The organism is uncultured Roseibium sp. (genome assembly GCF_963675095.2).
In the GTDB taxonomy this organism is placed as follows: domain Bacteria; phylum Pseudomonadota; class Alphaproteobacteria; order Rhizobiales; family Stappiaceae; genus Roseibium.
The window spans coordinates 73,917-98,628 of record NZ_CAXXSJ010000034.1; the positions used below are offsets into that span (position 1 = coordinate 73,917).

The following is a 24,712-nucleotide window of genomic DNA, read 5'->3' on the forward strand; positions in this document are numbered from 1 at the left end:
AGATTGCGTATTGGGACTTGGGCTTAACCCTGATGGATAGCGGCGTTTGACGCGATGCCGGTAAATCAGCATTAATTGCCCGCGTATTTTTTAAGGGGGATTTTATGTTTTTTTCCCGGAAGCCAATTCTTTTTTCCTTGTTTCTTAGCGCATTGGGCTTACCGGCCACATCGGCTCTGGCAGATGTCTGGACCTTCGAAACGCCTTCGAAAAATATCCAGTGCACGGTGGGCGAAGGGGTCGGACTGCAGTCCGACATCACCTGCACCATCATTGACCGTTCCGGGCCGGACGCCCTGCCCCGCCCGACGACCTGCAATTCCGATTGGGGCCACACCTTCTCGATGCGGGAACGGGGACCCGTCGAAATCCTGTGCCAGGAAACCGACCGCAGCAAAGGCGGCTTCGACGTCGCCAACTACGGTGTGACCGGGAATTTCGGCGGCTTTACCTGCCATTCCTCCACACAGGGTCTGAAATGCACCAATCGGGACGGTAACGGTTTCTTCCTGTCACGGCGCCAGCAGACGATCATCGGGGCTGCCCGACAGCAGGCAGATGCAGCCGCCAGTCCGGCGCCCGAAGCCAGCGCGGAGTTCAAAGGCTATGACGAAGACCTGAAACAGCACTGGCTGGTCACCGAACAACATCTTCAAACGCTGGGATTCGGTCCGGGACCGGTCGATGGCATGGTCGAAGCCGCGACCGTTCTGGCCGTTCACGCCTTTCAGAAGGCCTATGGGCTCAAAGTTCTGAACCAGCTTCCGCCGGAACATTTTGCGATTCTGGAGGCCTTGGCAAAGGCGAAGGATTCGTCCGTCAAGCTTGCTCCCCCCGCCGGCAGAGACCTCACAAATGCACGTAGCGAAGCCACCATTGCCGATACCAATGAAGGAAACACTCGGAACACCCTGGCAGCGCGACTGGATACCAGCATCAATCTGGCCGACACCGCGCTACATCAATTGTTGATTGATCAAAGATCTGAAATTTCCACTTTATTTTTGGACGCTGTTTCGCAGGACAATCAAAGTATTTTAGCCAAAACACCTTTACTAGAGAAGTTCCTGAGATCCTCTTTGCCATTTGTAAGCTGCCAGGATGAGACAATAAAGATTGTCGGCTTCTACAATCTGGCGAAGGGATATTGGTTGAATGCGTATTTGGAAGAGCAGACAGTCAAGCAAATTTATTTTGCTCCTTCACCGTCAGGCACGAAGCATCCGGACGGAAGTGCTTGGTACGACCTCTTTAATGCCGACAAGTCTATCGTTTATGCATTTCGAGAATCTTACAAAGCCCAGCTCGATCACTTTAATGCCAAATATGATCCTGCTGGCTGCCGCCAGTTATCAAGGAGCCGGCTGGATGAACCAAGATCCGACTACATTATTTCTACACTCGCTTCTGAAAACGCTTATGAGGAATCAATTGACCACCAAATTCTGTCATTAATTCAAAATGACACCGCACGCCGCCACAAGCTGATTTCCCCGCAAGAACTTACCCTTTCCACCATTCATGCGAACCTCTTCGGAGCGGACTTTTTCATTGTTCAATCCAAGCGGGACTATCCTGGCGCAATGGTTCTTCAGAAATGGAGGGTTGAAGACGGAAACCCATCCATTATGCAGGAAGCCCTAGAGCTCATAGAATTTGGAGCTGCAGACCAATGAATATTTTTATTAGTCGTCTTGGTCTTCTGATTGTCGGAACCATTCTGCAAATCGCGGCACTCCCAGACACCGCTTTTTCTGCAACAAAAATCGAACTCGGAAACGATGCCAAGCTTGCCAAAATGATGAGGGAACTACAACGCAAGGACAATATCGCGAACGGGCAGGATATCGAAATTTCTCCTGACGACTACAAGGAACCGAATGACATCCCGCGTTACCTAGGAGAGCTTCCTAATCTGATTGATCCGACCTTTGGAAACTTCACGCGGGCTCTGCCTATTGTCGGCAAACCTTTTTATTCCGCTCCAGCCCGAAATATGATCCGGAATGTATTGCGGCGCAGTGGCCAAGGGAGGCGTGTCCAACAAAACGCGGAACTGGGGCAAGACGTAATGGACTTGGTCGCAAATAAATTACTAACGCTGCAAAGCGATGCTTTCGAAAAGCAAACGCGCGAATTATTTCCGTTTTTAGACAAGAAATCGTTGCTTCGCAAAAGCATGGAGCAGGTCAACGTTGAAGCGTACGATGTTGATTCCTATCACGACTACCTCAATTCGAGATCAAAGGTCGATGAAACGCGTTTTCAATTGGACCTTAGGAAACTCGTTCAAGAAAAACTTGCCCAGCAAAGAGACAACAAGCTCGCGCAATTTCTTCCTGGACTGGATCCGTTTTATAATCCTCAACTCGATCAGGAAATCGAACAACTTGAGCGAGATTTAGCCCGTTTGGAAGGCAGTGCTCCGTCCCAAGCCTGCGGTCCCATGAGTGAGGACGAAAAAGCCTGGATCATCGCCAACAAGGATTCGAATTTTGAAAACTATTTGGTCGGACTTGAAGGCAGCAGAACGAACCTGAAACATATGACCACTTACGGAGGATACTTCAAACCGGATGTCGACAGTACGCGTGCGTGGGTTGCGCATGCAGAGAACAAAATTGCAGAGATGCTTGAAGAAGCGAGATCGGCCCTGGGGAGTTGCCCCCAGACGCAAACCCAAGACTGCGGCGTACTCACGGACGACGAAAGAAAGGAACTGGATTCAGCTCTCGGCCAATCCCCGGAAGAATTTGAACAATATCTTGAGCAATCGCGTCGGTATCTTGAGGATTTTCGGGTCAGTTACACCCAATTTAAAAACGAAGGCAGCCTGCCCGCTGATCGGGCGGATGCAGAAATCCAGTACGTCGAAACCTCTTACAAAGAAGCTGTGAAGAGGTACGAGAACGCGATCAACAAACTTTCATCGCGACAAGGCTGCCCGCCCTATCAACTCGGCGGTGCTTTTCCGCAGTCGGGCAGCACTGCAAGCCCAGCACTAGCCCACCAGGACAGACAGTCCGCCGAAAATGACAGCCAGACCGGAGGAAATAACACGAATTATGCCAGTGAAGATGAGAATCTTCCTGCTGGTTTCCGGCGTGTCGGACCCAATACCTGCGTCAACAATATTTCCGACTTCATCCGATGCTGAGCTGGCGTTTACAGACGTCTCACCCTGCTGATGAGCAGATCACCGAGAGCGACTTCAGCATCGCCGCATCCGCCCCGAAGCAGCAGGCGTGCGCGACGAAAAAGAAGGCCGTGAGCACCGAACCGAGCCCAAAGGCCGTCATCAGCCACGGATCTTCCGCGATTTCGCGCATGGTGGTTGCCTCGGTCGCCTGAATTGCCTGAGCCGTCATTTCATTCCTCCCTCAAGTAATCGAATTTTGCGGACGCCCGTCAAGCAAAACGGGCATCCGCAGGAAAATCAGGACGCCGCTGTCTCGTCCGCCTTTTCGTCCTTCTTGCCGCCGAACAGGCCGCCGAGCCAGCCCTTCTTCTCCTCAGCGGGCGCGTCCGCACTTTCAGACGCAGCGGCTTCTTCTTCCTGCGGCTGGGTTGGTGCGACTTGCTCGCCGAAGGTCTTGAAGAACTCGCCGGCCAGGCGCTTGGCGGTGCTGTCGATCAGGCGCGCACCGAGCTGGGCGAGCTTGCCGCCGATCTGGGCGTCGACGTCGTAATGCAGGATGGTGGCGTCCGGGCCGTCTTCCTCGAGACGCACGGTGGCGCCACCCTTGGCGAAACCGGCGACACCGCCGGAGCCTTCGCCGACGATCCGGTAGCTTTCCGGCGGATTGAGGTCTTCGAGCGTCACCTTGCCGCCGAAGGTCGCCTTGACCGGACCGACCTTGAGCTTGACCTTGGCTTCCATCTCCGTGTCGGAATGCTTGGTGAGTTCCTCGCAGCCGGGGATCGAGGCCTTCAGGACTTCAGCGTCGTTGAGCGCTTCCCAGACTTTCTGCCGGGGAGCTTCGATCCGCTGGCTTTCGGACATTTTCATAAGCGTTAAACTCCGTTTTCTTTGGATGGGGTGGTTTCGAGGCCCTCGCCGCGCTGGTCCTTCCGGCGCACGCTCAGGATCTCGGCAAGAATGGAAAGGGCGATTTCTTCCGGGGTGATGGCACCGAGGTCGAGCCCGGCCGGCGCCTTGATGCGATCAAGCTTTTCTTCCGCCACACCTTCGCCAAGCAATTTCTGGCGCAAGCTGTCGGCCTTGCGGCGGCTGCCGACGAAGGCGATGTGCCGGGCGTCGACCTCGATCGCGGCCTTCAGGGCGATCAGGTCGCCCTTGCCCTGGGTTGACACTACGAGATAGCGCTCGCCCGCGGCCTCGACCGGCAGGGCGTAGCCCTCGATGCGCTCGTTGACCTCAGCAAAGGCGGCCTGTTCGTCGGCCGGCGCGCAGACGGAAATGTCGAACCCGACACGGGGCCCGAGATCGGCCAGCGCCACGGCAACCGGGCTGGAACCCAGAATGACCAATGCCGGGCGCGGCAGGACCGGTTCGATGAAGATGTCCATGGTCCCCTGGCTCGGGCACATGTTCTTCGCAAAGCGGATGCCTTCGCGTTCCTCCCCGGCGGAGACGCCAAGGTCCTTCAACAGGTCTTCCGGCTGGAGGGAGATCAGCCGGGTCTGGCCGTCCTCCAGGGATTGCCTGGCGGCCTTCAAGGTCGCGCCGCGGGCACAGCCACCGCCGATCCAGCCACCGGCAATCTCGCCTTCCGGGCCGATCACCGCCTTGGCGCCGGCCTTGGCGGCGGTCACCGAAATGGTGCGCACCACGGTTGCCAGCGCGAATGGCTTTCCCTGCCGGCGCAGGCGGTTCATCAGGTCGTGAAGATCCTCACGGGCGGCTTCAGGTGGCCTATCGATCGGAGACGGGGTCATGATCGTACCTCTCACAGGTTTGCCAGATAGGGTTCGAGCGCGGCCAGGCTCTCAAGATTGTGGGCCGGCGCGAACAGATCGACGAAAGGCAGGGCCGCGGACATGCCACCGGCGGTCGGCTCGTAGCCCTGCCAGCCGATCAGCGGGTTCAGCCAGACGATGCGCTTGCAGCGGCGGCGGAGTGCTGCCATCTCGTGACCGAGGCGGTCCGGATCGCCGGTGTCGTAGCCGTCCGACAGGATGACCACGCAGGTCCGCGAATGGATCACCCGGGCGGCGTGCCAGCGGTTGAAGTCGGCAAACGCCTCGCCGATCTTGGTGCCGCCGCCGACGCCCTGGGCCATCAGCCCCATGCGGTCGAGGGCGCGGGCCGCGTCCCTCTCCTTCAGGGCCGAGGAGACATGCACCAGCCTCGTGTGGAACAGGAAGGCTTCCGCCTCCCGGAAGTTGTCGAGAAGCCCGTGGACGAACCGGGTGAAGACGCCGGTGTAATTGTTCATGGAGCCTGAAGCGTCGAGCAGGATGACCAGGCGAAGCTGGCGCTCGCGCGGGCCTTTGCGGATCAGCTCGATCGGGGTCCCGCCATGGGCAATGGAATGGCGGATCGTCCGGCGCAGGTCGAGCCGTGGCCCCTTGCGCCGCTGACGGTCGCGCCGGGTCAGGCGGACGCGCATGGCGTGGGCCAGCCGCTCGGCGAGTTCATTGGCCTTTTCGACCGCTTCCGGATCGTGGATCTTGCGGAAATCGATCTTTTCCAGGTTTTCCGCAATGCTTGCGCCTTCGCGGCGGCCGGCTGCCTCGTCGTCGGTGTCTTCGTCTTCCTCGCCCGGCGTGCGTTCCACATCGCCGGCAAGGCCTTCCTGACGATTGCCCTGGGCTTCGACCATTTCCCGGATGGTCTTGCCGCCCTTCTTGGTGCTGGTGCCTGTGGTCTTGATGATGCCCTTCATGCCTTTTGCGAACCAATAGGCATCGAAGATCTCGTCAAAGGCCTGCCAGTCGGAGAGGCGGCCGCAGAACAGGGCGCGGAAGGCAGCCTTCAGTTCATGCGGCCGTCGGGCCAGCGGCGACAGCAACAGCCGCACCGCATCGTTGGTTTCCGCCAGACCGACCTTGAACCCGTTGTCGCGCAAGGTGCGCATGAAACCGGCCAGGCGCAGGCGCAGGGCGGTGCCGACGTCCTCCGCGGTCTCGATTTCATGAGGTTTCAGGGCGGGCGCGGCCATGGCTCAGGCCACCTTCCCCAGGAGCCGGTCGGTGACTTCCTTCGTCACCCGTGCCTGGTCCTCGCGGGTCTTGAGCACACAGCCGAGCGTTTCGAAGACCAACTCCTGGTCTTCCTGCAGGTTCTTCGTACCGAGCCCGATGAGAGCGGCGGCCCAGTCGATGGTTTCGGCAACGCCTGGAACCTTGGCAAGGTCCTCCTTGCGCAGTTTCGCCATCAGTTCGGCAATCTGGAGCGCCAGCGCCGTATCGAGCCCTTCCACCCGGCTCATCAGGATCCGGGCCTCCCGGTCCGTTTCCGGGTAATCGACATAATGATAGAGACAGCGACGACGCAGGGCATCGGAGAGTTCGCGCGTGCCGTTGGAGGTCAGCACCACCTTGGGAATCGACCTCGCCTCGATGGTGCCCATTTCGGGAATGGAGACCTGGAAGTCGGACAGGATTTCCAGGAGAAAGGCCTCGAATTCCTCATCGGCCCGATCGATCTCGTCGATCAGCAGAACCGGCGCCTTATCCTGGCGGATCGCCGCCAGCAGGGGCCGCTCCAGCAGATATTTTTCGGAAAAGACCGCGTCCTCGACCTCGTCGGCGCTTTCGCCGGAGCCCTCATGGGCCTTGATGGCGAGAAGCTGACGCTGGTAGTTCCATTCGTAGATGGCGTCCGAGCGATCCAGACCCTCATAGCACTGAAGCCGGATCAGGTTGGTGTCGTACAAATCGGCCAGGGCCTTGGCGACTTCAGTCTTGCCGACGCCCGCCTCGCCCTCCAGGAGCAGCGGCCGCTTCAGAAGGTCGGTGAGAACGAGAGCCGTAGCCAGACCTTCATCGGCGACGTACCCGGTCTCGCTGAGAGCTTTTGCCAACTCTTTCTTGTCCAGGGTCATTGCGACCTCTCGTTCCTTCGCCACGTGCACAGGAAATGCGTGTCCACCCGGCCCTTTCAGGACCGATTCAGCGTATTTGTCCTGCCCCGCCGGGCGCGTTCGAAGAGGAGCCGCTTGCCGACCTGCCGACCAAAGCAAACGGTTTCGGCAAGCGGCTCCTGATCACCGGGCTGTGGGTGCCCGGATCAGGTCATGCCCTAACCCTGGACGCCCAGGTCCTTGCCGGCCTGCCAGACGCGCCAGGCGTCGTGCGGCATCTGGATATGGGTGCTGCCCAGGAAGCCGAAGGCATCGTTGACGGCGTTGGAGAAGGCTGGCACGCTGCCGACATTCGGGCTTTCGCCGACACCCTTGGCGCCGATCGGATGATGCGGGCTCGGGGTGACGGTGTAGTCGGTTTCCCAATGCGGGGTTTCGACCGCCGTCGGCAGGAAGAAGTCCATGAAGGACGCGCCCATCACGTTGCCCATCTCGTCGTAACGGATCTCCTGGCCCATGGCGATGGCGAAGCCTTCCGTCAGACCGCCGTGCACCTGACCCTCGATGATCATCGGGTTGATGCGGGTGCCGCAGTCATCCAGCGCGTAGAAGCGGCGGATCTTGGAGACACCCGTATCGACGTCGATGTCCATGACGCAGAAGTAGGCGCCAAAGGGATAGGTCATGTTGGGCGGGTCGTAGTAGGACACAGCCTCAAGGCCCGGCTCCATACCCGGAGGCGGAGCGTGGTAGGCGGCCCAGGCAATTTCCTTCATCGACTTGCGCGCTTCCGGATTGCCCTTCACCTGGAACCCGTCCACGTCCCATTCGAGGTCGTATTCGGACACTTCCAGCATGTGCGCGGCGATCATCTGCGCCTTGTTGCGGATCTTGCGCGCGGCCAGGGCAATTGCGGCACCGGCGACCGGGGTCGACCGCGAGCCATAGGTGCCCAGACCATAAGGCGCGGTATCCGTGTTGCCTTCCTCGACCATGATGTCGGCCGCCGGAATACCGATCTCGGTGGCGATGATCTGTGCCCATGTGGTCTCGTGGCCCTGCCCCTGGGACTTGGTGCCCATGCGCGAGATCACGGAGCCGGTCGGATGGACGCGGATTTCCGCACTGTCGAACATGGCGACACCGAGGATGTCGCAGTTCTTGGACGGACCGGCGCCGACGATTTCGGTGAAGAACGAAATGCCGATGCCCATGATCTCACGGGTTTCGCCACGCTTAAAGGCTTCCTGTTTGGCCTTCTGTTCCTCACGCAGTTGCCGATAGCCGATGGTGTCCATCGCCTCTGCATGGCCGTGTGATAGTCGCCGCTGTCGTATTCCCAGCCAAGGGCCGAGTGATACGGAAACTGCTCCGGCTTGACGAAGTTCTTGATGCGAAGATCCGCCGGGTCCATGCCAAGCTTCTGGGCGAGGATATCCATGGCCCGCTCGATGCAGTAGGCGGCTTCCGTCACGCGGAAGGAGCAGCGGTAGGCGACGCCGCCCGGAGCCTTGTTGGTGTAGACCCCGTCGACGGCCAGATGGGCGGTCGGGAAGTCATAGGACCCCGTGGACGATGTTGAAGAAACCGGCCGGCCACTTGGACGGGTCGGCACAGGCGTCGAAGCCGCCGTGGTCGGCCAGCACGTGTACCTTCAGGCCGGTGACCGTGCCGTCGCTCTTGGCCGCGATTTCGGCGGTCATGTGATAGTCTCGGGCAAAGGACGTGGTGGAGAGGTTCTCCATGCGGTCCTCGACCCATTTCACCGGACGACCGGTGACGATGGAGGCGACGATCGCGCAGATGTAACCCGGATAGGCCCCCACCTTGTTGCCGAAGCCGCCGCCGATATCCGGCGCGATCACATGGATCTTGTGCTCCGGAATGGTCGACAGCAGCGAGGCGACCGTGCGGATGACATGCGGTGCCTGGAACGTGCCCCAGACGGTCAGCTCACCGGTGATCTTGTCCATGGACGCCACGGCCTGGCAGGTTTCCAGCGGCGACGGATGGGTGCGGTGATAGGAGATCAGTTCCTTGATGGTGACGTCGGCGTCCTTGAAGGCCTTGTCGGTTTCTTCCGCGTCGCCCACTTCCCAGGTGAAGATATGGTTGTGGTGCTTGCGCGGGCCGTGAGCGCCCTCGGTCTTGCCTTCCAGATCCGGGCGGAGCACCGGGGCATCCGGGTCCATGGACTTGAACGGGTCGACCAGAACCGGCAGCTCCTCGTATTCGACTTCCACCAGCTGGATCGCGTCGTCGGCGATGTAGCGGTCCTCGGCGAGGACGAAGGCCACTTCCTGGTTCTGGTAGAGCACCTTGCCGTCGGCCAGAACCATCTGGACGTCGCCGGCCAGTGTCGGCATCCAGTGCAAGGTTCAAGCGGGCTTGCAGGTCGTCGGCCGTCAGAACGGCAATGACGCCCGTCCACGGCTCAATTGCCTTGCGGATGTGTCGATCGATTGGTGATCCTTGCGCATGTGCATAGGGCGAGCGGACGAAATCTCCGAACAGCATGCCTGGCAGCTTAATATCGTCGACGTAGTTGCCCTTGCCCTGGGTAAAGCGAGATGTCCTCGACGCGCTTGCGCTTGCAGCCCATTCCGCTCCAGCGCGTCGACGCGCTCTTCGCGTGTCGACTTCATGTCCTTCATTCCGCCGCCTCCTTGGCTGTCACGTCATCTGCTGCTTCGCAGGCGCGCACTGGATGGATTTCACGATGTTCTGGTAACCCGTGCAGCGGCAGATGTTGCCGGCCATGCCAAAGCGGATTTCCTCTTCCTCGGTCGGGCTCCGGGTTTTCCTTCAGGAGCAGCCTGGACGCGCGGGTGATCATCCCCGGCGTGCAGAACCCGCACTGAAGCCCGTGCATGCTGGCTTGAAGGCGTTCCTGCAGCAGCGTGAAAGGTTGTCGTCGGCATTGCCCATGCCCTTCGACGGTGGTGACGTCAGCGCCGTTCGCCTGTGCCACGAACATGGTGCAGGACTTCACCGATTTGCCGTTGATCGTTCGACGGTGCAGGCCCCGCAATGAGAGGTTTCACAGCCGATATGAGGCCCGGTGATATTGAGATCGCTCGCGCAGAAAGTGTGAATCAGAAGCGTCCCGAGGCTCGGCGAAGCGAACTGCACTGCTTCTTCGCCATTCACCTTGAGTTGTGACCGGGACTTGTTCGATATCGCTCATTCTCGGTCTCTCCCTCAACCGTTTGCGCGTTCGGCGGCGCGGGCAAGCGCGCGGCGCAGCATTACGCCGGCCATCTTGGTGCGGTATTCCGCCGGACCACGGCCGTCGGACGCCGGCCGGGTGATGGCTTCGGCGGCGGCGACCGCCCGGTTCACCGTGTCCGCATCCAACGAGGAGCCGGTGAGGATCCCGCAGGCGTCGGCAGCATAAAGCGGCGTGTCGCCCACATTGGTCAGGGCAATGGAACAGGAGGACACCGACCCGCCGGACATGGTTAGCACGACTGCGGCAGCGGCGGTGGCATAGTCGCCGACCTTGCGCTTCAGCTTCTCATAGGCAAAGCCGTGGCCTGCCGGCGGCACCGGAATGCTGACGGCGGTCACCAGTTCTTCCGGGGCAAGGGCCGTGAAATAGGCTGCCTCGTAGAAATCGCGGGCGGCGATGTCGCGTTCCCCATTCGGGCCGACGACCCGATAGGACGCATTCAGGCACTGCATCAGCGCCGGCATGTCGTTGCCCGGATCGCCGTTGGCGACGTTGCCGCCGATGGTGCCCAGGTAGCGGATCTGCGGATCGGCGATCAGGAGCGAGGTTTCGCGGATGATCGGCAGCTTGTTGCTGAGAAGATCGGATGCGATCAGCTCGTGCTGCGTCGTCATCGCGCCGATCACGATCGCCCCGCCTTCTTCACGGATCCCTTTCAGATCGGCGACGCCGCTCAGGTCGATCAGATGTTCGGGTGCCGCCATGCGCAGCTTCATCATGGGGATGATGCTGTGTCCGCCTGCAAGCGGACGGGCCTCATCGCCATGGCTGGCCAGAATCGCCACGGCCTCAGCCACGGTCGACGGCCTGTGATAGGTGAATTCACCGGGAATCACGTCATTTCCTCCCTCAAGTCGACGGACCACAAGAACGCGCACGCTCAGCTGTCCGACCTCGTCTTTGCGGTCATCTCCCGGAACTGGGGCCCGAAACCGGATCTTTGCGGCAGAGCTTCTGCCGCCCATCCGTTTCGGCGCATCCTGCGATGCGAAAACACACCGAAGCGCGACAACCTGTCTCATGGTGGGAAACAGTGCAGTGCAATGACAACGACCGCTGCACGGAGCACCGGGAAATTACACGGAATGCGCGTTTTTCCGCACGAATTACGTCAGGAACATTGACGCATTTCATGGCATTTCAGACGAAAAAGGCACTTTATGACTGACGGAAAAATCGGGGATTCAAGCCATTCAGGCGGGAGACTTCCGTAGCGTCCCGCCCTGCTTTTCGGCTTTGGTATCCGTATTTCGTGCAGATAACCTTCAGAAACCCGCAAAGTCGGGAATGGGCAGCGCAGCAACACGTTTAACGTGTCCTCGCGCATACCGCCTTTCGGTAAAACGGGAAGTTCCGAAGCGACAAGGAAACAGAAACAGCCGCGAAAGCCTACTCCGCAAGCCGCCGTCGAAAACGCCATCGGTGCTTCGGTGGTCTGTTCTGCGAGCCGCGTCTTCACCTGGGTCCAGCGGGACCGGCTGACCGGTACGCAATGGCGGTCTTCGCCTTCCATGGTCAGCACGCCGCCGTCGCCGGAGCGCTTGTAGCTGGAAACCCGGGTCAGGTTGACGATATGGCTGCGGTGAACCCGGCTGAAGGTCTTCGGGTCGAGCTGCTGTTCGACCTCGCTGATGGCGAGCGGGCAGAAATGGTTGCGTGTGCCGTCGAAGAGCTGGGTGTAATGGGCGTCCGCATGGACCGCGACGATGTCGGAGGTATTGACCATGCTCTTGGCCCCGTCCCGTTCCACGGGTAGCCCGCGGCTGACATGTGCTGACACCGACCGTTGCGACGGGGCGGCCTGAAGCCCGGCGGCCCGCTTGGGCGCACCTTCACCGCCGTCTGCCGGTTGAATAAGGCCCTCCATGGCACCGGCTTCCTGAAGCCTCGCATTCAAGCCGGACAGAACGCCTGTCCCCTGCCCGGTTTCGGCGGGCCATGACGGACTGTTGCCTCCCGTGTCCGGCTGCGCCGTGCCGGTCGTGCGCTGACTATCCGGGACCAGCGTCAGCAGGAACAGGCCCGAGACCAGGAAGGCGACACAGGCGACGATGATCGCCAGCGTTCCGGGCGTGACCGCAGGCGCGGTGAAGGCCACGCCCTCGGTGCGCGGGAAGATCAGCATGCCGGCCATGGCGGTGTAGTGCATGGCGGAGATCGCCAGAGCCAGGACCGCGGCCGAGACGACGATCGGCGGGCGTTTGCCGGAACCGAAGCTCAGCCACAGCGCCAGTCCCGCTGCGTTGAAGGCAACCAGAAAACTTGCCACCACATAGGTTGGATCGTGCACCATCCGCGAGGAGGCATGGAGGGCATACATGCCCAGATAATGCATGGTGCAGATGCCTGCCCCCATGACGAGCGCGGACAGGCCGAGACGCACCGCCGTCAGCGGCCCGTTGCTGGCGGCAAAAACGGCGACCCCGACCACGAGCACACAGACAAGAAAGGACAGGAGCGTCGGCAGAACCAGGAAATCGACCACCACCGGCAACCGGGCGGCCAGCATGCCGACGAAATGCATGGACCAGATGGCAAGGGCAAGGGTGAGCGCGGCACTCGCCAAGAGGAACCGCCGCCGCGGATCGACCGCGTCGGTGACCTGAACCCCAAGGCTCAGCCCGACAAAACTCCCCTGAAATGCAACGATCAGGGACAGCACGACGAGCCACGGCTCGTGCGCAACGGTCATCTACGGCCTTCCTCCCTCCAGCCGGCTCTTCCTCAACCCAAGGCGAACCGGCGATCCATCTGCCCGGTCCTCTCCGGGCAACGCGATCTTGTCATGAAAGATAAGCGATCCGCCGGAAATATCCAAGCCGTCATCACCGACCACCGATTGCGCTTCACAAGATCAGCGCGCCGGTCTCACTTCTGTCTTCCATAAGCTCCGCCACGATCTCAAGCCCTTGGCGGACGCGCTGCCGATCCCGCTCGTGGCTGAGACACAGGCGGAGCGCGTTCGGCGCGTCCCCGGGACGGATGGCAAAGGCGCCGCCGACCATTACTTTCACGCCGCGGCGTTCGGCCTCCATGCGGAACACATCCGCATGCCATTCCTCCGGCAGCGTCAGCCAGACATGGAAGCCGCAAGGATCGGCTTGCAAACACCCCTCAGGCAGCAGGTCCCGCGCCATCGCCTGCCGTTGCATTGCCTCGGAGCGCTGAAAGTCGTTGAGCCGGTCCGCCGTCCCGTCCTCGATCCAGCGGCAGGCGATTTCCGTCATCAGCGGCGGCGACATCCAGCTTGTCAGGTTGACCGCGGAACGCAGGTCGGCAATCCGTCCAGCCGCAGCATGCAGGAAGCCGACACGCAGGCCCGGCGCCAGGCTTTTCGAGGCGCTGCCGATGTAGATCGTGCGTTCGGGGGCGAGTTTGGCCAAGGGCGGAGGCCGGTCCACGGGAAGGAAGCCGAAGACATCGTCCTCGATCAGCGTCAGGTCGTGCCTCTCCGCGACCTCTGCCAGGGCGGCCCGTCGGTCATTGTTCATGGTCGCCGTGGTCGGTGTGTGCAGGGTCGGCATGCAATAAACCGCCTTGCCGGCAACGCCCCTGCAGGCCGCGTCCAGTGCGTCGGGGCTCATCGTGCCGCCTTCCGACGCCACCGGGCGCAGCTTCAGGTCCAGCCGGTGCGCCAGCGCCTTGATCGGCGCATAGGTGAGTTCATCGGTGAAGAGCACGTCTCCGGGCCGCAGGGTCGCCATCAGGGCGACCAGCAGCCCGTGCTGGGCGCCGGAGGTGAAGACGATGCCCTCGGCCCGCGCGTCCAGTCCGGTCCTGCGCAGCCAGCTTACTGCCGCCGCCGCGTGACGGTCGGAGGTGGCAAACATGTCATAGTCGAGGAAGGCGGCAAGCCCGTCGGTTTCCGACAGGTCCTTCAGGGTTCTGGCCAGTTCCCGGTCCGCATGACCCGGGGCAGGCAGGTTGAGCGAGAAGTCGATCGGTCCCGCCCCCTCCCGTTTCAGGCCGGCCGCCTGCCCGGCGAACGGAATGGGGCCGGATCCGCGGACATAAGTCCCCCGGCCGACCTCACCCTTCACGAAGCCCCGGTCGATGGCATCCGCATAGGCGCGGCTGACGGTGTTGAGTGACACGCCGAGCAGATAGGCCAGATCCCGCTGCGGCGGCAGCCGTTCGCCGGGGCGCAAGCCCCCATCCCGCGCCGCCTCGCCAATGGCATCGGAAATCTGACGGAATTTCGGCCCGGACCGGCCTTCAAGGGGGGGCTGCCAAATTGTCATGAGGATAATGTTTCGATTGATCATATCAATTGTCAATGCAATTTAGGGAATTGTATTGATTTATGGAGTGAATTGATGCGTAGGAACGACCCGAAAACCGGGATATCGCTCGCCCTGATGTGCCTGATGATCTTAGGGGTCATGCCGATCGTCTCCAACAGCCGGCCCGCGCAGATCGATGCGCTCAGCTTCGCGTTTCTGCTCAGCGCCTGGCAGTTCGTCTTCGCCCTGCCCTTGTTTCTACGTGAACTGGCCTCCGCCGATCCGGGCCTTTTCGCCGCAACGGTCCCGCGCAGGATAAAACGCCGGACGCTGACAGTCGTTCTCGCGACCGGTGCCATCTTCGGCCTGTCGACCTATGCCTATGTTCTGGCCGTCGAAAAGGCCGGGGCCGTCGGCGCGGCCATCGCGATCCAGAGCTACCCGCTGTTCGCGATCCTCTGGGAGGCCCTGTTCCTGAAGCGGCGAAAGACGGCGCTGGAACTGGTGTTCACCTTCGCCCTGCTGGCGGCGATCGCCTATCTCGCGACCGGTGGCACCTGGCGGATCGAGGGCCTGTCGGTCTGGATCCTGTTCGCACTGACCGTGCCGTTCCTTTGGAGCGTCGCCCATGTCATTTTAAGGGAAGTGCTGGGCAGTTCGCCGATCACCCCGGCACAGATCACCTTTTTCCGGGTCACGGTGTCATCGGTCTTCCTCGGCGCCCTGCTTCTCGTGCAACCTCAGGGGGCCATGCCGCTGGCGGATCTCTTCAACCCGGATTTCCAGCTCTTCGCCATAGCCATGGGCGCGATCTATTATCTGGAGCTGATCGTCTGGTTCCATGCCATGCGCCACATCGACGTGTCCCTCGCCAGTTCGATCACCGCACCCTGGCCGGCGGTGACCATGGTGCTGGCCGTTGTGTTCATGAACGAGACGATCGCCACCTATCAGATCGTCGCCTTTATCATCGTCGCGACCAGCCTTTACGGGCTGATCTACGCCGGAGCCCGCAAGCAGGCCGCATCCGAGACCGCTCCGGCCGGAACCTGACGGCAGGCGTACCCGAAACGGCGATACCGGCTTGCTCCGTCCTTTTCCGGCACATAGTCTTTGCGCCGAACCGGTCTTACTGAGGACCGGAAAGCGGAGGGATAGTCATGGCAGTGGCGGACAAGGTGGTTCTGGTTACCGGCGCGAGTTCGGGGATCGGGCGAAGGACGGCGGAAACCTTTCTGAAGGCAGGGGCCAAGGTCATTCTGACCGGGCGGCGCGAAGACCGCCTGAAGGAAGTTGCCGCCAGTGCCAAAGAAGGCCAGGCGCTGTGCGTCTCCTGTGATGTCTCCGACGCAGGTCAGGTCGATGTCCTGTTTGCCGCCATCAAGGATACATACGGCCGGCTCGACGTCTGCTTCAACAATGCGGGCAACAACGTGCCGGCCAAGCCGATCGACGAGCTCAGCGTGGACGAGTGGCTGACAGTTTTGAACGTCAACCTGCACGGCGCGTTCCTGATTGCCCGCGGCGCCTTCGGCATGATGCGCCACCAGGACCCGCAGGGCGGGCGGATCATCAACAACGGCTCGATCTCCGCCCACGTGCCGCGGCCGGGCTCCGTGCCCTACACGGCGACCAAGCACGCCATCACCGGCCTGACCCGCACGCTCTCCCTCGACGGCCGGGCCTTCGACATTGCCTGCGGCCAGATCGACATCGGCAACGCGGCCTCGGAGATGACCGAGCATTTCCAGAAAGGCCTGCCCCAGGCCAACGGCCCCATGATGCCGGAACCGGTCATGGACGTTCAGCACGTCGCCGACGCGGTCCTCCAGATGTCCGACCTGCCGCTGTCGGCCAACGTCCAGTTCATGACCATCATGGCGACCAAGATGCCGTTTATCGGACGGGGTTGAGGCGGGTTTTTTCGCCTCGCCCTCGGCTCTGTTGTGTGAGTTGTTATCAGAGTTCCCACTTGCACCCGTCTCCCCCCATGAGGGGGAGATGTCCGCGTCAGCGGACAGAGGGGGGTATTGGGCCTCAAGACATATCGCAGCGCCGGAATGTGACGCTCACATCGTTACCCCCCTCTATCACCTTCGGTGACATCTCCCCCTCAAGGAGGGAGAGGGAAACAAGGCGCGACTCCCAACCATCCTGTTGAGGTCATCCCGGACAAGCGTGGGCAGCGCCCGCGTCGCAGATCCGGGATCCAGCGCATCAGCTGCGGGCGCCCGCCCGCGCCTTTTTCCAAAGTTGCGGACACGCCTGCGGCGTGAATGATTTCGGGATTCCAGATCGGCGTTCGGCTTACGCCTCACTGGTCTGGAATGACGGCTGAGTATGGCCGCATCCCACTCCATATTGCATGAGGCCACCGCTCCCGCATAAGCTGTGACGGGGGAGGACGGCACGTGGTCGCAGCACCGGAAGAATTCGATAGGGACGAGCTGGAAGCGTGGCTGAGGGAACAGCCACCCGAGGTGTCTGTGGCGATTGCAGCACGCTGCGCTCTCAGGATGCTGCCAAGTCTGGTACGAGTTTCTGATACGAAAGATTTTGAACGGAGCATTTTGCCGTCCACGTTTCGCGCCGACGCCCTGGCATTTACTTTTTCCGCCTTGCCGGAAAATCAGCAGATTCGGCTCGCAATTGCCGCCGACGACGCTTCAAATGCAGCTGCCAATGCAGCCACCGCGACAGACGAAAATACGACCGCGGCCGTCTATGCGACCGCTGCCGCCGCATCGGCAACGGTCTATGCAATCTACCCCGATGACGCGAGAGTAAAAACTGTCGCAGATGCGGCAGATGCTGCGACCTACGCCATTTCCACGTCCGCATCAGAAATTGCGGCGCTCTTCGCGGACTTACGCTTCATCGACGATGACAGGACCGCGCAAGACCTCGCTTCTCTTCCCCTCTGGCCCAATGGTCAGATGCCGGATGACTTCGCAAAATATTGGGAAGAACTGAAATCCCAACTCCTCTCCCGTGGTGAAGCATGGGACGTGTGGACCAACTGGTACGAAGACCGGCTCATGGGCCGTCCGCCGGAGGATGAGGCGCTCGCGAGCGCACGAGTGACGCTGCCGGAGCCGATGTGGCGCGAAGGGCCGAAGTTGGTCAACTGGACGATCAACGAGTTATCGGCGATCTACAACAAGGACGGGCCGGAAGCGATTGAGGCTCGGATAGCGGAGCTTCGGAGGCAATATCCGGACCAAGAAATCAGAGATCGCCATGATAATACTTTACAAGACCGGCATGGAAATACACTTCTTATTCATGACGCTGAACCACAAGCGAGCACAGCGCCGACTTCCGCTACATCGCATTCCATCCCCGGCGATGTAGAAGACATCCACTACTCTACGTTCCCCAATGCCTGGATCCTCCAGTTTACCCCGAACGACTGGGTCGCGCGGTGGACGGCGGAGGCGGTTCCCGGGTCCACATTGCGCTGGAAATCCGGCAAGGCGTTGCAGACAAAGATGAGAGCCGGGGATCCTGTTATCTACTGGCGCGCCATAGACCCGGACAATCGCAACGACCGGGGCGGACTGGTCGGACTGGGGACCATCCTCTCGACCGAGACAGAAGACGAGGACGGTATCCTGCGGTTTCCGACAGAGGTCCGGTATTTCGACAATAACAATCCCTTACCCCGCGATCAGGTCATCGATGGCGCCGGCATCACCCGCCGCAACTGGCGCGGGGCTGTTCTTAGTCTCAAGTCAGAGGAAGTCGCCCGACTACGGGATTACCTTCGCGAACAGGACTGGCCGGAGCTGTTACCTGAGGAATCCGATAACTCTCTCGGCAATAACCCATATGACCCGGATGCCCCTGAACCTGTCCAGCCTCGCATCACCGAAACCCACGACACCGATTTCGTCTCGGACCGGCCCGAGACGGCGAAGGATCTTCTGAACCGGGCCTCGCTCGCCTTCGCGCTTGCCGCTCATGTCAACCGGATCTGGGCCAGCCAGACTTCGGGACAGGGTGACAAGAGCCGTCTGCGCAAGGTCCTGGACTGGCTGCATTTTGAACGTTTCAACCGCCGCACGAAGGAGCCGGACGACGCCGCCTTCATCCTCCATATCGATGCGCCCTGGGGCGGCGGCAAAACCACCTTCGCAAATTTCCTCGCCCGCATCCTCAATCCGGTCGGCCACGGCGACGATCCGGATGACAAAGAGAAGACCAAAAAGACGCTGCTTGATGGTCTGCCGCTGAAGGATCCGCGTTACTGGGACCCGGAATTTTCAAAACGGCGCTGGTTCGTTATCGACTTCAACGCCTGGCAGAACGAGCATGTCAGCCCGCCCTGGTGGAACTTCTACGGCACGATCCGCCGCCAGTGCCTTCGCGAGACCCTGTTCGAGCCCGGACGTTACAGCGGCGTGATGCCTTGGCGCGGTCTTCAAAGAGCGTTTGCCTGGTGCCGGTTCCAGATCACCGAAATCATCTGGCGCGTGGCTACTCCTGAAATGGCGCGGACCCTGCTGGTGCTCGCCGTCGTCGCCGGGCTTATCTACTGGGCCAGCGGCACGGAATGGTATCGGAACCTGTCGACACCGCCGCCGAGTTCGGGAAGCGGCAATGGGGGCCCCAATCAGTATGTTCCCCTGATCAAGGCATTGCTCGGGGTAGCGGCCACCGGCGGTGCGGGCCTCGCCGTGATCAATGCCTTCAAGTCCGGTGTGAAGACCATCGTCGAAAGCGCCGGAAAATCCGCCAATGCGTCATCGCTGGGCGTTGCCGATCCGATCCAGAAATTCCGCCGGCATTTTTCCTGGTTCACCGAGCAGCTCGGTGATCCGGTGATGGTCATCGTCGACGATCTTGACCGCTGTTCGCCGAAATATGTGGTCGAACTGGTCAGGGGCCTCCTTACGATCTTCCGTTCACCGCGGGTGGTGTTCGTTTTGCTCGGCGACAAGGACTGGATCGAGACCGCCTTCGCCAAGGTCTACAAGGAGATGGCCGACGTTCACAAGGACACGCAGGTCACTTTTGGTGGGCGGTTTGCGGAAAAGGCAATCCAGCTTTCCTTCGTGCTGCCGGAAGCGGATGAGGATACGCGTGAGGCCTACCTGACAGAGATCCTGCAAGCCGGAAAAGACGCCCAGGTGCCGGAAGAGCGGGAACAGGTTCAGGAACTAAAAGAAATCCAGAAGGAGATCCGGGACGAACTCGCCTCGGCTGACAAGATCGCCGAACAATCTGCAGCCGTTCAGCGCAGCCAAACCCGGATCGAGGAGCGGATTTCCAAAGCCGCTCCCGAAAAGCAGGAAGACCTGCGAAAGGCAACACAGTCAATTCTCAACCGGGAGAGCATGCTGCGTGCGGCGACTGCCCGATCCGCGGAAGCCGAAATCCGCAGGCACGGCCTCAGTCCCCTGAAAGATTACCTTCCCGGCAATCCGCGCCGGATCAAGAGGATAGTCAATATGGTCGGCGCCTATCAGGCCAGCGCCCAGTCCACCAACGGGGTCGCACTTGGATCGGACAAGTGGAAGCAGATGGTGATCTGGGTCGTCATCATGTCCGAGTACCCCCAAGTGTGGCACCAGCTCGTCAAGAATGACATGCTGTCAGCCACACTTTTTGAAGCGATCGAGAACTCCGGCACCGAAAAGACCATCGAGCTTCCACTGCTGGATGACGAGGCGAGCGATGAACAGAAGGCGATCGCGGCCCTCTTGAAGATCCCCGGACTGGTTCCCCTGCTCCGGGGCGATCCGTTCGCTACCAAAAAGGGTGTGCCTTCCCCGGCACGGATCGACACAACAGCGAGAAACTGGCTCCGCCGCCTGACACCTATCGAATGAAGCCCTCCCTAATCCAGCGTCTCGCCGATCAGCATTTGCGGCTGGACGTTGGTGAAGTTGGGGATGTCTGCCAAAGCGGGGCCCGAGGCCTTCAGGGCGCTTTCAAGGGCTTCCTGGGTTTCGAAATTCATGGTTGCGATGGCGTGGAATTCCGGAGCCGTGCCCGTCCCGCCGGCCAGTCCCCTGACCACGTGCACGGAGGAGATGAAAGCGCCCATGGCGTCCTGGACGATCGGGAAATGCTTTTTGGCGTAATAGTCGTAATCGAAGGTGGTGTCCGGTCCGAGTGGATAAAGTACCTGCAGCGTCATTGCCATGCCGTCCTCCCAAGCCTGGCGGAAAATATCCGCCACTAAACCCTTGGGCGGCCGTAAGGTCAAATCACACCCGCCGAACTGACCTAACCCTTCCACCCCGCGACCATCTCCCGCTTGCCGGCAAAGCCTTTCTGCTTTTCTACCGTGAAGCCGGCACTTGCCAGATTGCGGCGGACCCAGCCGGCGGCGGTGTAGGTGGCGAAGGTGCCGCCTTCGGTGGTGACATCAAAGGCCGATTTCAGCAGGTCTTCTTCCCACAGCTCCGGGTTCTTCGCCGGGCTGAAACCGTCGAGATACCAGGGTGGCGGTCTACCGGGCCGGACGGGGTGTCCTCGCCTGCCCGGCCAAGATCCGCGATCATGTCGCGGGCATCGCCGATGCCGAGCCAGAGATCCGCGCAGGCAAACGTCAGCTTCGACCAGCCGGGCACCGGCTGCCATTGGGTGGTCAGCTCTGCCGCCTCTTCCTTCAAGTCCGGAAAGACGCTCAGGGCACGGGCGAGCTGGTCCCGTCTCATCGGATAGAGTTCGAAGGAGATGAAGGTCAGGGGTGGAGGGTTCGCCCCTTTCTCCAGAGTTTTCTGCGCCTTTAGCGCCTTCAGCGTGGTCAGGAAATTGAGCCCCGTGCCGAAGCCGAATTCTGCGATGGCAAAGCTTTCCCGTCCCTGCCAGCGGTCGGGCAGACCGTTGCCGGCCAGAAACACGTGTCGGGTTTCCTCCAGTCCGCCGGCTCGGGAAAAATAAGTGTCGTCAAAGGCCTCCGCCCGCGGCACCTCACCTTCCAGCCAGTCCAGGCTAGGGGCTACGATTTGTCCCGGCGTTTTCTTTTGCGTGGGCTCGCCCATGGGATTAGAACCTTGATCACAATAACTCAGAGACGTTTTAGGGGAGCGCGGGGCTCATGGCCAACAGTTACGATCTTGCTGTGATCGGCGGGGGTATTTTCGGTCTGTCGGTCGCCCGAAGTGCCGCAAAGGCCGGGCTCAAGGTGGCATTGATCGAATCTGAGCGCATCGGAGCCGGCGCGAGCGGCGGCGTGCTCGGCGCCCTGATGCCGCATATGCCGGCGCGCTGGAACGACAAGAAGGCGTTCCAGTTCCAGGCGCTTACCTCCCTTGAAGGCCATATCCGCGCGCTTGAGGCGGAAACCGGGTCGGCTACCGGCTACCGGCGCTGCGGCCGGGTGATGCCGATCACCTCCGAAGACAAGCTCTTGCACCAGAAACTGCGGGTGGAGGAAAGCCTGACGCGGTGGCAGAGCGCGGATACGGGCTTTACCTACAAGCTCGACGATCCGAACACCCACTCCACCTGGCTGACCCCGGCGACGGCCCCCTATGGCGTCGTCTATGAGACCCTGTCGGCCCGGGTCGCGCCACAGGCCTATCTGAATACGGTCGTAGCCTCACTGACCGGCGCGTTGAAGGACCGCGCGGATCTCCTGATCGGACAGGGCTTTGCCGGCTATGACGAAGGGCAGAGCCAAATCCGCCTTGCCAATGGCGACACGCTTCTGGCTGATAAGGTCGTGCTGGCCAACGGTCATGCCGCGTTCGACAAGATTTCGGAGATGACCGGCGAACAGGTCGGCTCCGGCGAGAAGGGCCAGGCGTTACTGATCGAAGGCTCCGGTCTGGAGGCCATGCCGGCGGTCTATTGCGACGGGCTCTACGTGGTTCCCCATGACGACCACACGGTCGCGGTCGGCTCGACGGCAGTGCGGGACTTTTCAGATGCTGCGCCCGACGAGACACAGGCGGAGGCGCTCGCTGAGCGCGCGCGCGCCTTTTGTCCGGCCCTTGCCCGGCGCAAGGTCATCGGTTCCTGGGCGGGCATCCGGCCGCGCTGTCACAAGCGCGACCCGCTTCTGGGCCTGTTGCCTGGCCATGAGCGGACCTATGCGGCGACCGGGGGTTACAAGATTTCCTTCGGCATCGCCCATCTGGCCGCCGACGCGCTGGTGGCTGAGATCGTGGGATCTGAACCGGCTGTTCCCCTGCCTGACAGTTTCAGGCCGGAAAACCATTTCGGCGCCAACGCCCTTCGCGCCGATTGCGCCTGAGCGCCCGGTTGCCGGCGCAGTGAAGATTTACGGGAAGAATTCGGAAAACGCCTAACCGGCGAAATAACCGATCAGGCTGTAGATGCCGTAGCAAGACAGGCCAATGGAGCCCCAGAAAAGCAGGTTTTTGAGAATGAGAAACGCTGTACCGACGCTTTTACTGTTGCGTCGAGCGCGTTCCAATTTCTCTGCCTGGAGCGTTAAAGTTGCCATGATCTTGACCATCTCGACTCTGTCCGGCGGTACGCCATTTCCAACAAGACCACTGTTGCGCATTTGAATTTCGGGTCGGTTAAGTCGATTGGTTAAAATTTAGTTTTTTTGTATCGAACCATGGCCCTTCGACCGGTTTCTCGTGTTGAAGAGGGTGAAAAAATTTGATCATATCTGCGCTCTCTTCCGCTCCGTTTCTTCCCAAATCAGGATCCCCCATGAGCCTCGAAAGCGTAAGACGCCACTTGTCCGAAGCGGCACCCGACCTTGACGTCCTGGAAACGCCGGAAAGCAGCGCGACCGTCGAGCTGGCCGCGGCCGCCCACGGCGTGCAGCCCGCGCAAATCGCCAAGACGCTCTCGTTCCGGCTCAAGGACGACGTGTTTCTGGTCGTCGCCCGCGGCGATGCAAGGCTCGATAACAAGAAGGCCAAGGCGGCCTTCGGCGGTAAGGTCAAGATGCTCGGCCTTGAGGACGTGGAAGAGATCACCGGCCATCCGGTCGGCGGCGTCTGCCCGTTCGGGCTGGCGAACCCGCTGAAGGTCTATTGCGACGTGTCGCTGAAGGATTTCGACGAGGTGATCCCGGCGGCTGGTGCCACCAATGCGGCCGTGCGCATCAGCCCCGACCGGATGGCCGAGATCACAAACGCGACCTGGGTGGACGTCTGCCAAGACCCGGCGGGATAAGCGGATCCCGCCTCAGGCTCAGATCTGGTAATAATCCCGGTACCACTCGACGAAGCGGGCAACACCTTCGTGTACCGAGGTTTTCGGCCGGTAGCCGGTGAGCGTCTGCAGAAGGTTCGCATTGGCCCAGGTCGCGGGAACGTCGCCGGCCTGCATGGGCATCAGGTTCTGCTCCGCCTTGCGGCCGGTCGCATCTTCAATCGCCTTGATGAAGTCGGTGAGCTGAACCGCCTCTGAATTGCCGATGTTGACGATACGCCAAGGGGCGACCGGCGACAGGCTGTCACCTTCCGGAACGATGCCGTCTTCCGGGCGAACGGGAACCGCATCGATCAGCAGCCGGATGCCCTCAACGAGATCCTCCACATAGGTGAAGTCCCGCTTCATGTCGCCGTAATTGTAGACATCGATCGGCTTGCCCTCGAGGATAGCCTTGGTGAACTTGAACAGCGCCATGTCCGGCCGCCCCCACGGGCCGTAGACGGTGAAGAAGCGGAACATGGTGACCGGCAGACCGAACAGATGCGCGTAGGAATGCGCCATGTTCTCCGTCGCCTTCTTGGTGGCGGCGTAGAAGGAAAGCTGGTGGTCGGACTTGTCGGTCTCCGTATAGGGCATATGAGTGTTGGCGCCATAAGCCGACGACGTCGAGGCCAGAAGCATGTGTTGCGGCGGATGGGCGCGCGCGGCTTCCAGCAGCTCGAACGTCCCGCAGATGTTGCTTTCCAGGTAAGACCGCGGCTGCTCGATCGAGTACCGCACGCCCGCCTGCGCGGCCAGGTGAATGACGATGTCGGGTGTCTCGGTCCGAAACAGGCTCATCAGCACATCCGGGTCCTCGACCCGCGCATTGATTGCCTTGAAATGCTGGTTCTGCAGAAGCATCTGGTGGCGCCGTTCCTTCAACGCCACGTCATAATAATCGGTCATCGCATCGAGCCCGATGACGCGAAACCCGTCCTGAAGCAGGCGCGTGCACAGGAAATACCCGATGAAGCCGGCGGAGCCGGTAACCAGAACCGTTTTCATGGAACTTCAGACTCGCAATTTCTGATAAGATCGGCTGATCGATAACATGAAGTGAATGTCACACAAAAGACAAAGCCGAACATATGGTTATGCATCCGGCTTTACCTTTTGCCAGCCTTCCGATG

The 24,712-nt window shown here is 60.8% G+C and carries 21 protein-coding genes and 2 pseudogenes; 7 read left to right on the top strand and 16 right to left on the bottom strand.

Going from position 1 to position 24,712, the window contains the following annotated elements:
- Positions 1 to 104: 104 nt before the first annotated feature.
- Positions 105 to 1,676: a peptidoglycan-binding domain-containing protein gene (locus tag ABIN98_RS13545; RefSeq protein ID WP_346910724.1), complete on the top strand. Its 1,572-nt coding sequence runs from the start codon at positions 105 to 107 to the stop codon at positions 1,674 to 1,676.
- Positions 1,673 to 3,157 (top strand): hypothetical protein, encoded by a 1,485-nt coding sequence (locus ABIN98_RS13550; protein ID WP_346910726.1) that lies wholly within the window; start codon positions 1,673 to 1,675, stop codon positions 3,155 to 3,157. Before ABIN98_RS13545 ends, ABIN98_RS13550 begins: the two co-directional genes overlap by 4 nt.
- Before the next feature lie 19 nt (positions 3,158 to 3,176).
- On the opposite strand, the gene ABIN98_RS13555 is transcribed toward ABIN98_RS13550, so the two are convergent.
- The 11 genes and pseudogenes from ABIN98_RS13555 to ABIN98_RS13605 form a co-directional block, all read right to left on the bottom strand.
- Positions 3,177 to 3,368: a hypothetical protein gene (locus ABIN98_RS13555; protein WP_346910728.1), complete on the bottom strand. Its 192-nt coding sequence runs from the start codon at positions 3,366 to 3,368 to the stop codon at positions 3,177 to 3,179.
- Between the two features lie 68 nt (positions 3,369 to 3,436).
- A complete protein-coding gene (locus tag ABIN98_RS13560) occupies positions 3,437 to 4,009 on the bottom strand; it encodes a carbon monoxide dehydrogenase subunit G (RefSeq protein WP_346910730.1) in 573 nt (190 codons plus the stop codon).
- A gap of 5 nt (positions 4,010 to 4,014) precedes the next feature.
- On the bottom strand, positions 4,015 to 4,899 hold the full coding sequence (locus tag ABIN98_RS13565; RefSeq protein ID WP_346910732.1) for an XdhC/CoxI family protein: 885 nt from the start codon (positions 4,897 to 4,899) through the stop codon (positions 4,015 to 4,017).
- Between the two features lie 11 nt (positions 4,900 to 4,910).
- On the bottom strand, positions 4,911 to 6,125 hold the full coding sequence (locus ABIN98_RS13570) for a VWA domain-containing protein (protein WP_346910733.1): 1,215 nt from the start codon (positions 6,123 to 6,125) through the stop codon (positions 4,911 to 4,913).
- 3 nt (positions 6,126 to 6,128) lie between these two features.
- Positions 6,129 to 7,010: a MoxR family ATPase gene (locus ABIN98_RS13575; RefSeq protein ID WP_346910735.1), complete on the bottom strand. Its 882-nt coding sequence runs from the start codon at positions 7,008 to 7,010 to the stop codon at positions 6,129 to 6,131.
- 197 nt (positions 7,011 to 7,207) lie between these two features.
- Positions 7,208 to 9,643 (bottom strand): annotated as a pseudogene (locus ABIN98_RS13580) (aerobic carbon-monoxide dehydrogenase large subunit).
- A 19-nt stretch (positions 9,644 to 9,662) separates the two neighbouring features.
- A complete protein-coding gene (locus ABIN98_RS13585) occupies positions 9,663 to 9,749 on the bottom strand; it encodes a hypothetical protein (RefSeq protein WP_394701497.1) in 87 nt (28 codons plus the stop codon).
- Between the two features lie 85 nt (positions 9,750 to 9,834).
- Positions 9,835 to 9,966, bottom strand: a pseudogene (locus ABIN98_RS13590) ((2Fe-2S)-binding protein); the annotation flags it as partial.
- A gap of 224 nt (positions 9,967 to 10,190) precedes the next feature.
- Positions 10,191 to 11,057, bottom strand: coding sequence for a xanthine dehydrogenase family protein subunit M (locus ABIN98_RS13595; protein WP_346910737.1), 867 nt, complete (start codon positions 11,055 to 11,057; stop codon positions 10,191 to 10,193).
- Positions 11,058 to 11,332: 275 nt separating this feature from the next.
- A complete protein-coding gene (locus ABIN98_RS13600; RefSeq protein WP_346910739.1) occupies positions 11,333 to 12,913 on the bottom strand; it encodes an MHYT domain-containing protein in 1,581 nt (526 codons plus the stop codon).
- Positions 12,914 to 13,067: 154 nt separating this feature from the next.
- Entirely contained in the window at positions 13,068 to 14,462 is a 1,395-nt protein-coding gene (locus tag ABIN98_RS13605; protein ID WP_346910740.1) for a PLP-dependent aminotransferase family protein, read from the bottom strand.
- A 75-nt stretch (positions 14,463 to 14,537) separates the two neighbouring features.
- Between ABIN98_RS13605 and ABIN98_RS13610 the strand changes: the two genes are divergently transcribed.
- The 3 genes from ABIN98_RS13610 to ABIN98_RS13620 all read left to right on the top strand — a co-directional run bounded on the left by ABIN98_RS13610 (position 14,538) and on the right by ABIN98_RS13620 (position 20,278).
- On the top strand, positions 14,538 to 15,497 hold the full coding sequence (locus ABIN98_RS13610; protein WP_346910741.1) for a DMT family transporter: 960 nt from the start codon (positions 14,538 to 14,540) through the stop codon (positions 15,495 to 15,497).
- Positions 15,498 to 15,604: 107 nt separating this feature from the next.
- Positions 15,605 to 16,357 carry an SDR family oxidoreductase gene (locus tag ABIN98_RS13615; RefSeq protein ID WP_346910742.1) on the top strand — a complete coding sequence of 251 codons (753 nt, stop codon included), beginning with the start codon at positions 15,605 to 15,607 and terminating at the stop codon, positions 16,355 to 16,357.
- A gap of 657 nt (positions 16,358 to 17,014) precedes the next feature.
- Positions 17,015 to 20,278: a P-loop NTPase fold protein gene (locus tag ABIN98_RS13620; RefSeq protein ID WP_346910744.1), complete on the top strand. Its 3,264-nt coding sequence runs from the start codon at positions 17,015 to 17,017 to the stop codon at positions 20,276 to 20,278.
- 8 nt (positions 20,279 to 20,286) lie between these two features.
- Here ABIN98_RS13620 and ABIN98_RS13625 read toward each other — a convergent pair whose 3' ends face one another.
- The 3 genes from ABIN98_RS13625 to ABIN98_RS13635 all read right to left on the bottom strand — a co-directional run bounded on the left by ABIN98_RS13625 (position 20,287) and on the right by ABIN98_RS13635 (position 21,439).
- Entirely contained in the window at positions 20,287 to 20,595 is a 309-nt protein-coding gene (locus tag ABIN98_RS13625) for an EthD family reductase (RefSeq protein ID WP_346910746.1), read from the bottom strand.
- An 83-nt stretch (positions 20,596 to 20,678) separates the two neighbouring features.
- A complete protein-coding gene (locus ABIN98_RS13630) occupies positions 20,679 to 20,855 on the bottom strand; it encodes an MnmC family methyltransferase (RefSeq protein WP_394701498.1) in 177 nt (58 codons plus the stop codon).
- A complete protein-coding gene (locus tag ABIN98_RS13635; RefSeq protein WP_394701500.1) occupies positions 20,834 to 21,439 on the bottom strand; it encodes a tRNA (5-methylaminomethyl-2-thiouridine)(34)-methyltransferase MnmD in 606 nt (201 codons plus the stop codon). The genes ABIN98_RS13630 and ABIN98_RS13635 overlap by 22 nt, the downstream gene beginning before the upstream one ends.
- Before the next feature lie 56 nt (positions 21,440 to 21,495).
- On the opposite strand from ABIN98_RS13635, the gene ABIN98_RS13640 reads away from it, so the two are divergent.
- The gene (locus ABIN98_RS13640; RefSeq protein WP_346910748.1) at positions 21,496 to 22,656 is read left to right on the top strand and encodes an FAD-binding oxidoreductase; all 1,161 of its coding nucleotides are present in this window, start codon (positions 21,496 to 21,498) and stop codon (positions 22,654 to 22,656) included.
- Between the two features lie 51 nt (positions 22,657 to 22,707).
- Here ABIN98_RS13640 and ABIN98_RS13645 read toward each other — a convergent pair whose 3' ends face one another.
- On the bottom strand, positions 22,708 to 22,932 hold the full coding sequence (locus tag ABIN98_RS13645) for a hypothetical protein (protein WP_346910750.1): 225 nt from the start codon (positions 22,930 to 22,932) through the stop codon (positions 22,708 to 22,710).
- A 155-nt stretch (positions 22,933 to 23,087) separates the two neighbouring features.
- On the opposite strand from ABIN98_RS13645, the gene ABIN98_RS13650 reads away from it, so the two are divergent.
- A complete protein-coding gene (locus ABIN98_RS13650) occupies positions 23,088 to 23,558 on the top strand; it encodes a YbaK/EbsC family protein (protein WP_346910752.1) in 471 nt (156 codons plus the stop codon).
- Positions 23,559 to 23,576: 18 nt separating this feature from the next.
- Here the strand turns inward: ABIN98_RS13650 and ABIN98_RS13655 are convergent, their stop codons facing one another.
- Entirely contained in the window at positions 23,577 to 24,587 is a 1,011-nt protein-coding gene (locus tag ABIN98_RS13655) for an SDR family NAD(P)-dependent oxidoreductase (protein WP_346910754.1), read from the bottom strand.
- Positions 24,588 to 24,712: the final 125 nt, after the last annotated feature.